Origin of the sequence: Loigolactobacillus bifermentans DSM 20003 (assembly GCF_001434575.1) — a bacterium.
Taxonomy (GTDB): domain Bacteria; phylum Bacillota; class Bacilli; order Lactobacillales; family Lactobacillaceae; genus Loigolactobacillus; species Loigolactobacillus bifermentans.
Genome location: NZ_AZDA01000007.1, coordinates 1 through 14732 on the forward strand (window position 1 = coordinate 1; position 14732 = coordinate 14732).

The 14732-nt window shown below is 46.5% G+C and carries 12 protein-coding genes; 11 read left to right on the forward strand and 1 reads right to left on the reverse strand.

What is annotated here, in order from left to right:
- The first annotated feature begins 41 nt into the window (after positions 1-41).
- The 11 genes from FC07_RS01710 to FC07_RS01760 all read left to right on the forward strand — a co-directional run bounded on the left by FC07_RS01710 (position 42) and on the right by FC07_RS01760 (position 13855).
- Complete coding sequence (locus FC07_RS01710; RefSeq protein ID WP_235807429.1) at positions 42-1172, forward strand: aromatic amino acid lyase; 1131 nt, start codon at positions 42-44, stop codon at positions 1170-1172.
- 382 nt (positions 1173-1554) lie between these two features.
- Positions 1555-2529 (forward strand): ketopantoate reductase family protein, encoded by a 975-nt coding sequence (locus FC07_RS01715; protein WP_057903409.1) that lies wholly within the window; start codon positions 1555-1557, stop codon positions 2527-2529.
- Positions 2530-2898: 369 nt separating this feature from the next.
- Entirely contained in the window at positions 2899-4119 is a 1221-nt protein-coding gene (locus tag FC07_RS01720) for an MFS transporter (protein ID WP_057903410.1), read from the forward strand.
- Between the two features lie 75 nt (positions 4120-4194).
- Entirely contained in the window at positions 4195-5682 is a 1488-nt protein-coding gene (locus FC07_RS01725; protein ID WP_083483157.1) for a hypothetical protein, read from the forward strand.
- A 10-nt stretch (positions 5683-5692) separates the two neighbouring features.
- Positions 5693-6706, forward strand: coding sequence for a hypothetical protein (locus FC07_RS01730; RefSeq protein ID WP_057903411.1), 1014 nt, complete (start codon positions 5693-5695; stop codon positions 6704-6706).
- A complete protein-coding gene (locus tag FC07_RS16125) occupies positions 6697-9804 on the forward strand; it encodes an SbcC/MukB-like Walker B domain-containing protein (protein ID WP_057903412.1) in 3108 nt (1035 codons plus the stop codon). Before FC07_RS01730 ends, FC07_RS16125 begins: the two co-directional genes overlap by 10 nt.
- Positions 9797-10612 (forward strand): DUF2399 domain-containing protein, encoded by an 816-nt coding sequence (locus tag FC07_RS01740; RefSeq protein ID WP_057903413.1) that lies wholly within the window; start codon positions 9797-9799, stop codon positions 10610-10612. Before FC07_RS16125 ends, FC07_RS01740 begins: the two co-directional genes overlap by 8 nt.
- 69 nt (positions 10613-10681) lie before the next feature.
- The gene (locus tag FC07_RS01745; RefSeq protein WP_235807430.1) at positions 10682-11074 is read left to right on the forward strand and encodes a helix-turn-helix transcriptional regulator; all 393 of its coding nucleotides are present in this window, start codon (positions 10682-10684) and stop codon (positions 11072-11074) included.
- A 10-nt stretch (positions 11075-11084) separates the two neighbouring features.
- Positions 11085-11408, forward strand: coding sequence for a hypothetical protein (locus FC07_RS01750; protein WP_057903414.1), 324 nt, complete (start codon positions 11085-11087; stop codon positions 11406-11408).
- Positions 11409-11549: 141 nt separating this feature from the next.
- Positions 11550-11924, forward strand: a complete 375-nt coding sequence (locus FC07_RS01755) for a cupredoxin domain-containing protein (RefSeq protein WP_057903415.1) — start codon at positions 11550-11552, stop codon at positions 11922-11924.
- Positions 11921-13855 carry a copper-translocating P-type ATPase gene (locus FC07_RS01760; RefSeq protein WP_057903416.1) on the forward strand — a complete coding sequence of 645 codons (1935 nt, stop codon included), beginning with the start codon at positions 11921-11923 and terminating at the stop codon, positions 13853-13855. Before FC07_RS01755 ends, FC07_RS01760 begins: the two co-directional genes overlap by 4 nt.
- A gap of 47 nt (positions 13856-13902) precedes the next feature.
- Here the strand turns inward: FC07_RS01760 and FC07_RS01765 are convergent, their stop codons facing one another.
- On the reverse strand, positions 13903-14721 hold the full coding sequence (locus FC07_RS01765) for a putative ABC transporter permease (RefSeq protein ID WP_235807431.1): 819 nt from the start codon (positions 14719-14721) through the stop codon (positions 13903-13905).
- Positions 14722-14732: the final 11 nt, after the last annotated feature.

The window sequence follows — 14732 nt, forward strand, 5'->3', positions numbered from 1 at the left end:
GCCCATGATACCGGGGTGACACTGTACTTGGAGAACTTATGGTGAATAATTCAGGGATTCCGGTCTTTTATGAATGTGGTTCAATTGGTGAAGCCGATATTGGTGTTTTATCAGCATTAGCCGCTGTTGTCATGGGCCAAGGAAAAGTTTGGTACCATCAGCATAAAGTGGCAACTGCCAAAGTCTTTCAGCAATTAAACTTGCAACCAGTGGTTTTAGGGCCTAAGGATGCGTTGGCCATCTTAAGTTCGAATACCTTTGGTGTGGGTCAAGCCATCACCGCTTTAAGCCAGTCGCAGGCCTTATTTAAGTTGGCACAGCTTAGTTTAGGCTTAAGTATGGAAGGGTTTGATAGCAATTTAACCCCGATTTTGCCATTAGCCGTGCATGCAAAGCGTAATTATTATCAGCAAGCTGCTGCAAAAGTGGTCAGTGGTTACCTAGAGAACAGTTACTTATGGCAACCGCATCAGCGTCAACAAATCCAAGACCCCATTAGCTTTCGATCCGCCACGCACATTTTTGGGGCGATCCAACAAAAATTAGATCAAAGTATGCGGGTGATCGATGTGTATTTAAAAGGGTCTGATGACAATCCAGTGGTGGACCCCATCAGTGGTGAAATCGTCTCAACGGGAAATTTTGAAATTTTAGATGTGGCCTTGGCCATTGAAGCGCTGAATTTATCCTTAACGCATTTATCGCGCACGATCTATCAACGGATCAAGCATTTAAATAATGATCAGTTAACCGGCTTACCGCGCTTTTTGATTCAGCAACACGGTGCGCAATTTGGGCTGCAAACGTTGCAGAAAACGGCATTAGACCTGGATATTCGAATTCGCCAAATGGCACAACCTGTTTCAAATGATTTTCTAGGTTTGGCAGGCGATATTGAGGATCATGGGTCAAATTTACCGCTGCTCAGTGAATCATTGATGAAGATCAACCGTTATTTGCGCACGTTGATCGCAATTGAGTTTTACAATGCGGCGCAGGCGGTGTATCTTCGGTTTGGGACGGCTGCAGCGGCACCTTTAGGAGTGCAAACCCAGCGTGTTTATCAGATGATCCGACGTTTGATCCCGCCGATTCAAGATGATCGACCTTACAATCAAGAAATTGAACGTTTGGTAGCGCACTTACCGTCTTTAATTTCACTAGTGGTCTAACTTGACCCCTTTTCAGCGCAAAATGTGAAAATGATTAAAAAATTTGTTGACAGGCATCGTTTAGGAGACTAAACTACAAACAACATTTTAAATACGACAGACGTAACAGATTGTGGAGTCGATGATGAGTTTTAGCAAGCGAGTACCGTAGGGTGAGAAGGTATTAAGACTGGTCATTAAAAGACAATTTGTCAGACTTATTTTTCGAGATAAGTGGGTAGCACCCCATAACGTGTATCGAGCAGCTTGGTTGTTCGAACTAAGGAATTACCGCAACGGTAATTTGAATAAAAGGTGGTACCACGTGAAAACGTCCTTTGATCTTTGATCGAAGGGCGTTTTTTTGTTGTATAAAATGATTTAAACACGGGAGCTGATCAGAATGAAATATGGTGTTATTGGTGCAGGTGCAATGGGGTATCGGTATGGTGTGATGTTACAGGAAAATGCCGGCATGACGGTGGATTTTATTGATACGTGGCAACCGAATATTGATCAGGTTCGAAAACAAGGTGGCGTGTCAGTGGCGCGTGACCATGAAAATCGGCATATTGTGCCAATTAACATTTACACGCCGGAAGAATATACCGGCCATCCAGATGTTTGGATTATTTTTAAAAAGCAAATGCAGTTGGCAGCAGAATTAAAACGGGATCAAGCGGCTGGTTTATTCCACGATGATCAATATGTGTTCTCTGCCATGAACGGTTTAGGCCATTTTGAAAAAATCGCACAGTATTTCCCGAAAGAAAATATCGTCTGTGGGACAGCCATGATCGCCACCCGGTTAGATGGTCCTGCCAACGTTGATTTTATGGGTGCGAAAAATACGGAAGATATGCACATGGCGCGGTATAACAATGCTGAACCAAATTCGCAAGTTCAAGCCATTTTTGACGATTTCACCAAAGCCGGCTTAGGGCCGGCATTTGCGCCAGAGTGGCAAGGGATGTGTATGTCAAAAGTGGTCTTTAATGCGGTGACCAATACGTTATGCACCATGTTTGAAATGCAAATGGGTCAGTTTATTGAATATGAAGGTGTTCGGGCGATGTCTGAACAATTGTTTAACGAAGCCTTTGATGCTTGCGAACGCGCGGGGATTCATTTGATTGAAACACGGCAACAAGAAGTGGACTCTGTAATCACCGTCAGCAAAGCTTACAAATACCATTATCCTTCGATGTACCAGGATTTCTCAAAGGGCCGGCCAACAGAAGTCGATTATATTAACGGGTATATTGCTAAAATTGGCCGTGAACATGATTATGTCTGCCGGACGCATGAGTTTGTTGTGCATGAAGTTCATATGGCTGAAATGATGCGCAAGTATCATCATCCCGCACCACAAGCATAAAATTAAAATCAGATTAGGGTTGACGAGAAAATCTTAATATGGTTTAATCAAACCAATGATTAACAGGAAAGGAACTTTGAACATGACAACACAACTCATCCAGGCTCATACGTACTATTACGGCTATTACTTTAGTTAGCGTCCGCAGCTTTGATGCGGACGCCTGAAAAACGCGTTCGCGTCTAAAGCTCAGCCGCAGTTGTTGTGTGCCAGCTAGACGTGAGAATCTAGCTGGGTCATTCATTCTTCCACACGGATCGAAACCAGCTAGGTCACTTGTCTAGCTGGTTTTTTGTATGCTAGGGGACGCGGAATCAGTTACAGTGAGATCTTGACAGCATAACAAGCAGTTCCAAGGGGGAATATCGAATGAATGAATTAACCAAATCGAAAAAGCACTTATTAGCCATCTGTCTGTACTTAAATTACTTTGCGCATGGTATCGGCCTGATCATCTTAGCGCAAAATATGCAATCATTAGGCCATTTTTGGGGTGTCCCGTTAGCCACGGTTTCTTATGTGGTTTCTGGAATCGGAATCGGTCGGTTACTGGCCTACTTCGTCTTTGGTTATTTGTCGGATCGGTTTGGCCGGAAATTCTTGATTTATGTGGGGATCGGCACGTATTTGGTTTTCTTCCTGGGGATGCCGTTTGTGAAGAGCATTCAGCTGGCTTACCTACTGGCGATTTTGGCTGGGGTAGCCAACTCCGCGTTGGATTCTGGCACTTACCCTACCTTCATGGAAATGGGCGGTAAGGAAAGTGCGTCCAACGTCTTCATCAAAGCCTTCATGTCAATTGGGGAATTTGTGTTGCCCTTGCTGGTAACGATGTTAGAAACACGTGCGTTGTGGTTTGGCTGGTCCTTCATGTTAGCGGTTGTCATTTTAGTCGCCAACTTGATTTTGTTAACGCAAGTGTCCTTTCCAGCCCGGAACCAAGCACATCAGGCGGATGTGGTCGCGGATACGCATTTATCGCAGCACAAACGTTGGGTGGCAACGGTTGCCTTGTCGATTTACGGGTACACCACCATGGCCATCATGATCTTGTTCACCCAATGGATCACCCTATTTGCCACGAAAGAATTAGGGTACAATTCGCTGGTGGCCCATGGCTTGTTGTCACTGTATAGCATTGGCTCCATTTCAGGTGTGCTGGTGGTCTTCGTTTTATTACGGCGGCAAGTCTCTGAAACCGGATTGCTGGTTTTGAACAATATTGCGTCTTTGATTGCTTTGTTGGTGATCTGCTACACGTCGGTTCAGTGGTTGTCTGCTGTAGCGTGCTTCATGTTTGGGTTCACCGCAGCCAGTGGCATGATGCAAGTGGCGTTGAACATTTTCTTACGGTTATACCCAACCCATAAAGGCTTGGTCACAGGGACTTACTTCACTTTTGGGAGTATTGCAACCTTTACAGTCCCAATCGTCACCGGCTGGTTATCGAAACAAAGTATTGGCGCTGCCTTACGGTTTGATATTTTAGTGGGGATCTTAGGCACGGCGATGGTTTTGATCGTCGCTGCTGTTTTAAACCAACGTCATGCTGAAGCAACGGCTGCCGCGTCATTACAAGTGAAAAATTGATTTGGGAAACCTGCCGTTATGGCGGGTTTTTTATTTGGGTCAAGTAAGTTATGATGGATGAAAGAGGTGTTGGTGATGGCAGTACAGCTCAATCCAAAGTTAAAAGCACTATTGTTGGCCAGTCAATTAGGGCTGAATCAACATCACCCATTGGCAGGGTGGCATATGTTAACGATTCTTTATCATGATGGCACCGGTAGTGGCAGTCCGATGACATTAAATTTTTTAGTGACGAAATACAATCAAGCTTATTTAGATGACGATGAAACACCCATTGCTGACCAAGTGTTGAAAAAGATTTTAACGGTTCTTTCTGAGCAGGCAGGTTTGGTGGAAACGTCACCGCGTAAAGTGCGGGAACAAATGCAAAACGGTGGCTATCACCTGCATCAATCGTATGTTTATCGCATTACCAGTAGTGGCATTCAGTACTTAAAAATGATGCAAGATGTGGTAGAAGCTGAAAATACGATCACAGCCAACATTAGTCAAATCGATGAATTTTGCCAATTGGTGCAGCAGTTGGCGCAAAGTGCAGGTAAAACGCAAAATACGCAATTGTTTAATGATTTTGAGCGGATGCGGGTCACTTATAACAATGTGATGAAAGGCATGCACAAGTTAGATGAAGATTTAGATGAATTAGCCAATAATTTAGCCTTTGATCACGGCAGTCAGGCAGCTGAGCAGTTGCAACAAATGCTGAATGAGAAGGCCTTGCCAGCCTTTAATCAATTGATGCAGCAGGAGGCCCCTATTCAGGCGCTGACGCATTTAGCGGATTTTCCCGAGCGCGTTGCCCGCAGTCAACAAGGCCAAGATGACCTGGATGCCAGCCATGCGGTAGGGGATCAGGCGAAAATGACCGTGCGTTTTCAACGGACGCGGGATTACGTACGGGCCCAGTTGGCGCAAATTGAGCTGAGTTTTACCTCCACGGCCAATGCCATGGACACCAGCTTGGATTCGATGTTTATGTTGTTTCAAACGTTGACCGGTGTTAGCGAGCGCTTAAGTCGTGAGTATGAGCGGATTCAATCACAAACCGTGGATATTCAGGCCTTGACGCGGCAGATCGACCAGCTGATGACCCATTATGAAACGGTGCAATTGCCTACCGCACTACCGCGGCATTTAGCGCTGGATCGGCAATTTGAGGATCCGAATGACTTTCTCACGGCGTCGGTGGCCGGGCCGGTGGTTTTTAAAGCCCAGCCCCAGCCACCGCGGAAACTAACTGTAGCGGATAATCCTGAGGTGGTCCAGCATGAAACCGTGGTGGACCAGCGGTTAGCAGGGTATCGTGAATTTTGGCAGTTGGTGAATGCACAACAACAATTAGTGGTGGCACAACCGTTGGAATTTACCACGCAACTGGCGCGCGATGAAGTGATTCGGCTCTACAGTGCCACTGGCTATGATCATTATGAAAGCTTTGCGCCGTTTAGCCGTCCGGTTAAGTCCGTCCAAACGTTGGCAATCGGCCAATTAAAACTGCACTGTCGTGGTGAAGCTTACAGTGTCTTTTTACCCAGTGGCTTTGTGGTTCAATTTGAAAAGTGAGGGAAGTGCAATGCAGACACTTTATTCGTCTGAACAAACGATTGTCAATCAATTGGTCGATACCGGCCTTTTTTCAGCGATGACCAATCCGGCGACTTCGCAGCGGTTACAGCAGGCTCATTTGGCGCTGCAACGGCCGCAAACCCAACGCCGGGTGGTGAACTATTTAACGGCATTATTAGGGGAAGCGCCAGCGGTTTATCAGGGGAATTTACTGTTATTGTTAGGGGCCAATCGCGTTCCTGCCACGCAAGTCCATGTTTTACTGGCAACGCTGAAAGCCGTGATCAATTTACCCGAACTGCAAGCTGCAACCTTGGATCGGGCGATACCGGTGTTAACCATTGTGCGTTTGGTGCATAGTGAAGTCCCCGACTTAGATGAAAAAACGATCCGTCAGGATATTAAACACTTATTTGTAGACCGTTTTGGGCTCTTTAAAGCAGATCAACCGTTGCAGTCTACGGATGAAGGGGCGGTTGAAGTTGAAGAATACTGGGATGTGGCGCCAAGTTTTGTGTATGTGGCCCAGTGTCTTGTTAACGAGCTGTTGCAGCAACGGGATACACCAACGTTAACGGCGCGCCAGCGGGTGAATCGCGGGTTGTTGCGATACCGTTACTTAAGCCCAGCCACAACACCGCAGTTGTGGCCCTTATTACAGGCAAATCAGGTCGAATTAGCTGCTGATTGGGCACCCTTACAACGTTTTGATTTAGAATGTGGGGCTGGCTATGCGTTATTGCTGGATCGACAGCGGCAACCAAGTACGGCGCGGCCATTTGCCGTTGCCATTCAGGTGGCTCAAAAATTAGGCACCGGCCTACCACTGGCCGAATTAAACGCCTTGATCCATCAGGTGGCGCAGCAGCTATTTCCGAAAGTGACCATTAGCGTGAGCGAGGTTAAAAAAGCGTTAACAGATTTTGCGCTTGCAACGCAACGTGACGGTTTTATGCGCGCCACACCGCTTAGTCAGCGCTTTGTCGTGCAAGCAGAAAGTGAAGGGGAATCATGTCATTAAAACCAGTTTGTTTTCATTTACGTAATTTTAATAAGTACCTTTCATTGGACCTCCCTGCCTCAGAAAATGGCAATTTAACCTTGATCGGTGAAAATGCAGTGGGTAAAACCACCTTGGCCAACTGCTTTTTCCCGATGTTAATTGATGGCAGTATTGCCACACCATCTTTTAACCCAGCAAAAGGTACGGAACGGCTGGATAAGCAAAGTAAGCCTAAAAATAGCGCGCAAGATACCCGTCATTTTGAAAATATGCTGTTAAGTTGGGGCCCAGGTGCGATGAAAGTGCGCACGGGTTACGCCTATCTCACGTTGGAATCAGAACAGCGCCAGGTGATTTTAGGGCTAGGCGCGTCGCGTGGTGACCATGAGGCGACATGGTGGTTTGTAGTGCTTCAGCCTAACGTGGCGGCTGGGCTTGATTTAGTGACGACAAAAGACGGTGTTAGCCTGAATCAGGCTGATTTTGAAACTGCTAATCAAGGGTTAGGCGACGCGTTACATGTTTTCAATCAAGCGGTTGGTTATCGTGATTTTGTAGCCAGCCAAGTTTACGGTTTTGCCAGTGGGCAGCAGTTAACCCGGTTGGCCAATGTTTATCGTTTGTTGGCGTCACCGATTTTAACCGGGGGTAACGCGCAATTTACACCAATTTTAGCTGCTTTACGGGCTGCACAAGCAGGCATTGACACACAAGTGATGACCCAAGTGGCGGCTAGCCAGCGTGAGTTAAACCGGCGCAACGGTTTGTTAAAGCGGATCGAAACGGTCCAAAAGCGGTTGGCGAAAATGAAACAAGTGATTTTTTGGTGTAATTTAAACCATTTAGATGAGCTTTATTTAAGTGACTATCAGGCTCAGAATACGCAGTATCAGGCGCTGAGTACCAAACTGGATCAGATGATGACAGCGCAAACCGCCTTGCAACAGCAGCAAACCCTGACGGAAACCAGTTTACAGCAAGCAACGCAGCAATTGGCGCAGTTGCAAGTTGCCAAGCAACAACAAGATCATTTAAAAGAACAGCAACAAGCCTATCAATACCGACTTGAAATGGCTCAAGCCGCAATTGCACGTTTTGAAAAAGCAACCGCAGCTTTAGCTGTAGCACAGCAGAAATTAGAACAAGTTCAAGCGCGCTTAAAACGCTATCAGCAGCAAATCGCAAACTTGTTGGCAACGCGCATTAAGCCGCTGCAAGCTCAAATCAGTGCGCAAACTGCACAGCTACCAGAACTGGCACAGCAGTTGGCGGAAATTGATGATCAAGTGATGGTGACACGTTTAACCGATTATTTAAAGCAGTTACAGCAAGCTTTAACGGATTATCAAGCGTTAAAAGATACCATTGTCCAGCTGGGATTAGACGTTCAGATCGTAGATGAGATGCAAACGGCATTAGCACAACGGATTCAACAGCGGGTACAGGGGCCGTTGGTCAGTCGCATGCGTGAAGGCTTGTTAGCAGACAACAGCCAAGTCCATGCAACTGGTAAAGTGAAAATGAACCAGGCCGCTGCAGCACTGCAACAGCAACAACAGACTTTGTTGGCCGCCCATGCCGATTTAAAGTATTTTTTAGCGGATCAAGCCCAGTTTAAACAACTACAAACGTGGGTCGCGGCTTTAAAAGATGCCTTTGTTCAGCGGACGCAATTGCAAACTACCCTTGAGCAATGTGCCACTAAATTACAATCCGGTCAGGAGCAAGTGGCGCAGATCAAAGATAGCATGGACCCGGATTTTGAGCTTGCTACGACACAAGCGACCATCCAGCAGTTACAGCAGCAATTGGCCCAATTGGTGATCGATCCCCAGTTAACACAGAAATTAACGCAAACCCAGCAACAGGTTACAAAATTGGAACAACAGCGTCAGACGATTTTAGTGAAAGTAGCTGAACAAAAGGGCCAAATCGCTGGGACCATTGCACAATTAAATGCGCTTAAACAAGCTTTGTTTGCACTACAACAACGCCTACAGCCGGCCATTAAATTACTGGCACATTATCAACCTGATGAGGTGGTATTACAAGACTTAGCGCAGTTAAACGCCTTTACCACCAGTCATCGAAGTGCCATTCGGAATCATAAGTACGCGACGATCAGTGTCCGGGTGGGACAATTGATTCGGCGTAATACGGCCCAAGGTCTGGATGAAAATGCCATTGATGATTTGCTCATGGAACGCGGCCGTACGACAGACGCGTTACAAATGCGGCAAGAATCATTGCAAGAACAAGCCGAATTAACCGTGCCCACCTTTGATCTGCAAGATTTACAAACGTTTATGGTAGCGGACCGCCAGCGGATCCAGAAGGCGTTTGATCAGTCTGAAAAAACCAACGAAGCCGCGCAAACAGCGTATTTAGGGGCAGCCGTTGGGACAATTTCAGCGCAATACCGGGTGATTCAAACGTATAATCACATGTTAACCGAAGGCAATCGCGCCCAAGGCATTCAACTGAAAATCGTTTTACAGCCAGACAAAGGCCTTGATCCAGCAGTGATTGAAGAAGCTTGCGATATGACCTTGTTAGAACGACCAACGTTACAACATGAGATTCAACGGCGATTGCAAAATTTAGCACAGGATATGCAAGTGGCTAATGACCCAGCAGCCTTTCAAAACAAAGCTGAAGAATTACTAGATACCCGCTATTGGTCCAACTTCCAAGTGCTGATCAAGCGGCGCTCTAGCGACGCTGAAGATTATGAAGTGGTGGATGATAAGTTTGTGCGCTCAGGGGGTTCAGGTGCGGAAAAGTCCCAAGCCATGATCTTACCGTTACTACTGGTGCCTAAAATGATTTTAAGCCAAACGCAAGTCAAAGATGTGCCTTGTTTGGTGATGTTTGATGAATTCGCCGATAAGTTGGATCCTGAAACGGCTAAGATCTTTGCGAAAACCATTGCCAACTTTGGCTTTAGCTTTATCGCCACCATGCCTGGTGGCACGCAAAATAAATTATTGGCGGATGGTGTTGCGAACATTGCTTATGATGTGCTGCCACCAGCACACGAAGGTGACGGTCGGTTTCACCAAAATGTGGTGCGGCCGGCTTTGATCTGGCAAAAGGAGGCGCCAGTAGATGATTGATTATGGACACGCTTATTGTGAGGCAACTGGCAAACCAGCACCGACTCAGGCCCCGCGTTTAACACCGTTATTTCAACAAATCGCTGCCGGCACGCTGTTGCCACCACGCGGGCAACAGGCCGTTGATTTAGGGCTGACCGCGCATAGTTTGAATGATCCACGGGAAGATCCACCCCTTTATGAGTACTATCAGTGGGTTTTAGCACATTATTTTGCGGAACAACCACCGCATGAATTAACGGCGAAGCTGATTGGCATGGCTTTTACCTGTGCCAATTTATTTCAAACCGATCTGCCACAGCCGTTAACCATCAATCCCTGGCAAGTGGAGTCATTAACGACTTTTCCATTGGCCACGCGGCGGGCCATTGTGGTTGAAAATAATGGCATTTTTATTTGGTTGTTTAAGCGGCACCCTACGTGGCCGTTGATCAATCAGGCCGGCAATGATTTTAATCCAACTTATGTGCAATTGTTGCAAGAATTAGAACAGCGGGGGTTGCAGTTAACGTATTTAGGTGATTTAGACAGTCGTGGCATTCAAATGGCTGATTACCTCTTTCAGCAGCTTCAAAAGACGTCAATTGAACAGTTCACAGCCCTGCAAACCCCGACGCAGGTGGCAACTTGGTTGGCAGTGCATGGTAAGTCAGATTTAAAACGGCAACGGACCCGCCGCTTAACGGTCCAGCAGCCAGTTTTTCAAACGGAAATGGATTCCGTTTGTTTATTGCACCAGTTTGTCGAACAGGAACAGCTGATTGCTGATTATGAGCGCTTAATGCCGGCTTGGTTAGACGAAGCATAGGCTTGTCAAAAAGATTGGCTACTCATCAGGCGCTTTATTTGGTAACTTGTCAGTAAGGAGGAAATGCTGATGATCGGGGAACAGTTGCAACAAGCGCGTCAAGCGCGCCAGCTATCACAAGAACAAGTCGCTGAGCAACTTGCGGTGAGCCGTCAGACGATTTCGAATTGGGAAACTGAAAAAAGTTATCCAGATATTGAACGTGTGCTGCGTTTGGCGGAACTTTATCAGTTGTCACTGGATGAATTGTTACGTCGTGATCCGCAGTTGATCCATGCCTGGCAGGTGGCCAGTGATCAGGTTAAACTTGGGCGTTATTTAGCGGTTTTGCTAGGGCTGAACCTGTTGCTCACATTAGGCATTCTTTACCTGAACGCATTTTTCTGGCTGACAGTGAGTTTGTTTTTAGGGTTGGTGGTTTGTGTGAGTGGTTGTTTTTACGTCTTGATCAAGTTGATTTGAGGTGGCGTCCATGCAAGTTTGGTTGTTATTGGGATTGCTTGTCGCGTTACTCGTTGCGATTTTAATGTTGACGTGGCAGTTACAACAATTGTTAAAAGTCGATGCGATGGCACGTCAGTTACCGCATCCAACGTTTTGGCGCTTGATTGCTGGCGGTACGCAAAATGGCGCCGGTTTGTTAGGCTATTTGATCTTGCGCCGGCGTTGGCCGGTGCAGGCGGTCCTAGACCAACCGCGGAAACGGCAACAGTTAAAAATCAGTGTTTTGGCGGCCTTTGCGGTTGTGGTTGGCTTAGGCGTGGCAGTTTTGGTGGTGTTGTTATTCGGCGCATAAGGTAAAAAGGCAGTGCTTTCAGCCAGCAAGCACTGCCTTTTTTGATGTATATATGTTTACAAACGTAAATCAAAATGTTATATTCTATTTGAGATTACAAATGTAAACTATAAAAATAATCAATCAGGATGGTGATTACAAATGGCTCAAATCAGTGTATTGATCGTTGGAATGGCGGCAATCGGTTTTATTTTATGGTGGTTTTTTGGGCATCACGCCACACAAGCAACGGTTGCACAGGTGACGGATCAGGAACAAAGTGTCGATATTTTAGTGAACGGTGGCTATTCGCCGGAAAAAGTTGTTTTGAAACAGGGGGTGCCTGCAACACTGAATTTCACCCGTCAAGATGCCTCCAGTTGTTTGGATCATGTGGTTTTCCCAGATTTTGGGATCAATCAGGCGTTGCCACGTGGTCAAAAGGTCGCGATTAAAATTGATACTGACCAGGCTGGTGACTATACGTGGGCTTGCGGCATGGACATGTTTCACGGAAAGTTGGTGATCACAAAATGAGTATTACAAAACGCTTTATCATCGCCTTGATTTTTTCATTACCGATGTTGATTCAAATGGTGTTGATGCCTTGGGGCGTGATGTTACCTGGTGGTCACTTCACGCAATTGGGCTTAACAACAGTTGTGATGTTGGTTGCGGCCCGCCCATTTTTACAAAGTGCCTGGGCCTCTTTTAAAAAGCATCATTCGAATATGGATACCTTGGTGGCAATCGGCACTGTCACGGCCTATAGCTATAGCATTTATGCCATGATCACAGGCCAAGCCGTGTTTTTTGAAAGTGCCGCATTAGTCGTGACCTTTGTGTTATTAGGTCAAGTATTTGAAGAACGGATGCGAAGAAATGCTTCTAATGCAGTTGAAAAATTAATGAATTTACAAGCCAAAGATGCTGAAGTGATTCGTGACGGTCAAACCGTGGTGATACCGTTAGCACAAGTCGTTGCTGGCGATGTGATTCGGGTGAAACCAGGCCAGAAAATTGCCGTTGATGGCACGATTATTGAAGGAACATCGACGATCGATGAAGCCATGGTAACCGGAGAAAGTATGCCAGCCGTGAAAAAAGTTGGCGACAAGGTGATTGGCGCAACGATGAACCAGACTGGCACCTTTTTATTTCGCGCTGACAAAGTCGGTAACGATACCATGTTGGCGCAAATTGTCGCCTTGGTTAAAAAGGCGCAAACCAGTCACGCGCCGATTCAAAATTTAACCGATAAAGTCTCTGACATTTTTGTGCCAGTGGTGTTGATCATCTCGATTTTAACGTTTATGGTTTGGTTCTCATTACTAGGCGCTTCCTTAGGGGTGTCGTTGATTTTTGCCGTTTCTGTGTTAGTCATTGCCTGCCCTTGTGCGCTGGGACTGGCTACCCCTACGGCATTAATGGTCGGCACAGGGCGAAGTGCGAAACTAGGCGTACTGATCAAAAACGGTGACGTTTTGGAAGCCGTTAATGATGTTAAAACGGTGGTTTTTGATAAAACCGGGACGATCACCGTTGGCCAACCAGTGGTCACCGATATTGTAGGGGATCAAACAGCGACCCTCAAAATTGCAGCCGCACTGGAAGCGTCTTCTGAGCATCCGTTGGCAACGGCCATTATCAAGCGCGCTGAAGCTGACCAGGTTCAAAGTACAGCGCAGCTTGCAGACTTTAAGGCCATTGAAGGTAAAGGCGTCACTGCAACCTTGGATCAAGCGACGGCCTTTGTGGGGAACGACAAATTATTAGCGGACGCTACGATCAGTGCAACCTTAAAAGCAGAGATGCGGCGTTTACAAAATGAAGCCAAAACGGTGGTGTTAGTCGGGATGAACCAGCAAGTGATTGGTTTGATCGCGATTCAAGACACCCCTAAGGCAACGTCACAGGCTGCTATTCAGGCCTTAAAAGAACGGGGTTTGAAAACAGTGATGTTAACCGGTGATAATCAGCTTGTTGCTCAGGCAATTGCGAAACAAGTGGGCATCGATCAAGTCATTGCAGATGTGTTACCCAGTGATAAGGCGGCACACGTCCAAGCATTACAAAAAAACGGTAAAGTGGCCTTTGTTGGCGATGGGATCAACGATGCGCCTGCTTTAACGGCTGCAGATGTGGGCATTGCCATGGGCTCCGGTACGGATATTGCCATTGATGCAGGGGGCATCGTGCTGGTGAAAAATGATTTACGAGATGTGGTGACCGCGCTGGAATTAAGCCAAAAGACGTTTGATCGGATCAAATTAAATTTATTCTGGGCGTTTGTTTACAACGTATTAGGCATTCCAGTTGCAGCTGGTTTGTTTTATACGCTGGGCATCACGTTAAGTCCTGAATTAGCCGGCTTAGCCATGGCGTTTAGCTCACTTTCTGTGGTCACCAGTTCACTATTGTTAAACCGCACCCGCTTAAAATCGCAGCAGCGAACGGTAGCTGCTTAGATCTAAAAAAACGACCTGGCACATGTGGTGTGTCAGGTCATTTTGCGTTACTTTTTAGATTTCCGTCGGCGCACAAGATCGGATAATTTAACAATATCTTTTGGCGAGGTCACCGTGGTATTTAATTTCAAACTGGGAAAACTTTTAAGCAAGCGGCGCTGAACATAGGTTAAGCGCGGTAATTGTTCCCGTTCATGAGGATGCTCGCGGTAATCTTCCAGCCAGGCCAGTTCTTGTTGGAGCTTGTCGGTAGACGCTTCCAAGCGTGTACGGAGCTCCGATTTTTTACTTTCAATGGCTTCACCAATTCGTTTCGTAGCAGCACCAAAGGCGGCCACATTGGCAACGGTAAAACCAAGGTCGAACGTCATTAAAGCTAACATAGCAATGGCCACAAAATTCCCATAACTTAAAGTTAGGTGTTCGACAATTTGGGCAATAAAAGGGTGAATGACTTTGACAATAAAGACCACCCCGATGCCCCAGAATAGCGAGACTGGAATCGCAACCCGGCCGTTGAGATTCAGGGGCATGTCACTATAATCCCACCACCGCGCGTGAAATAGTTTTTCCATGCCCCAACTGGTGACGTATTCGATGATCGTGATCAAAATGGCCCCAGCAAAATACAAAATCAAAATATTGTGTTCAAATGGTTCAATGGCGGCTAAAACAGCCATCATACTAAAGCCATAAATGGGAATGATCGGGCCAATCAAGAACCCTGAGTTGGTCCAATGATGTTTTTTAACACTGACATAGCCACTTTCCCATAACCAACCAACGACGCCGTAAGCAAAGAAGTAAAGTAGCCAAGTCAGGCATTGCTGTTCAAGATTGAATAAGTGCAGTTGTTGCGCGGTCACCGGCAACGCCC

What these genes read in the sequence shown, in the direction of transcription:
- FC07_RS01715 (WP_057903409.1), top strand. Translation starts at nt 1,555, where the DNA reads ATGAAATATGGTGTTATTGGTGCAGGTGCAATGGGGTATCGGTATGGT.
- FC07_RS01725 (WP_083483157.1), top strand. Translation starts at nt 4,195, where the DNA reads ATGGCAGTACAGCTCAATCCAAAGTTAAAAGCACTATTGTTGGCCAGT.
- FC07_RS01745 (WP_235807430.1), top strand. Translation starts at nt 10,682, where the DNA reads ATGATCGGGGAACAGTTGCAACAAGCGCGTCAAGCGCGCCAGCTATCA.
- FC07_RS01760 (WP_057903416.1), top strand. Translation starts at nt 11,921, where the DNA reads ATGAGTATTACAAAACGCTTTATCATCGCCTTGATTTTTTCATTACCG.
- FC07_RS01730 (WP_057903411.1), top strand. Translation starts at nt 5,693, where the DNA reads ATGCAGACACTTTATTCGTCTGAACAAACGATTGTCAATCAATTGGTC.
- FC07_RS01740 (WP_057903413.1), top strand. Translation starts at nt 9,797, where the DNA reads ATGATTGATTATGGACACGCTTATTGTGAGGCAACTGGCAAACCAGCA.
- FC07_RS01720 (WP_057903410.1), top strand. Translation starts at nt 2,899, where the DNA reads ATGAATGAATTAACCAAATCGAAAAAGCACTTATTAGCCATCTGTCTG.
- FC07_RS16125 (WP_057903412.1), top strand. Translation starts at nt 6,697, where the DNA reads ATGTCATTAAAACCAGTTTGTTTTCATTTACGTAATTTTAATAAGTAC.
- FC07_RS01755 (WP_057903415.1), top strand. Translation starts at nt 11,550, where the DNA reads ATGGCTCAAATCAGTGTATTGATCGTTGGAATGGCGGCAATCGGTTTT.
- FC07_RS01750 (WP_057903414.1), top strand. Translation starts at nt 11,085, where the DNA reads ATGCAAGTTTGGTTGTTATTGGGATTGCTTGTCGCGTTACTCGTTGCG.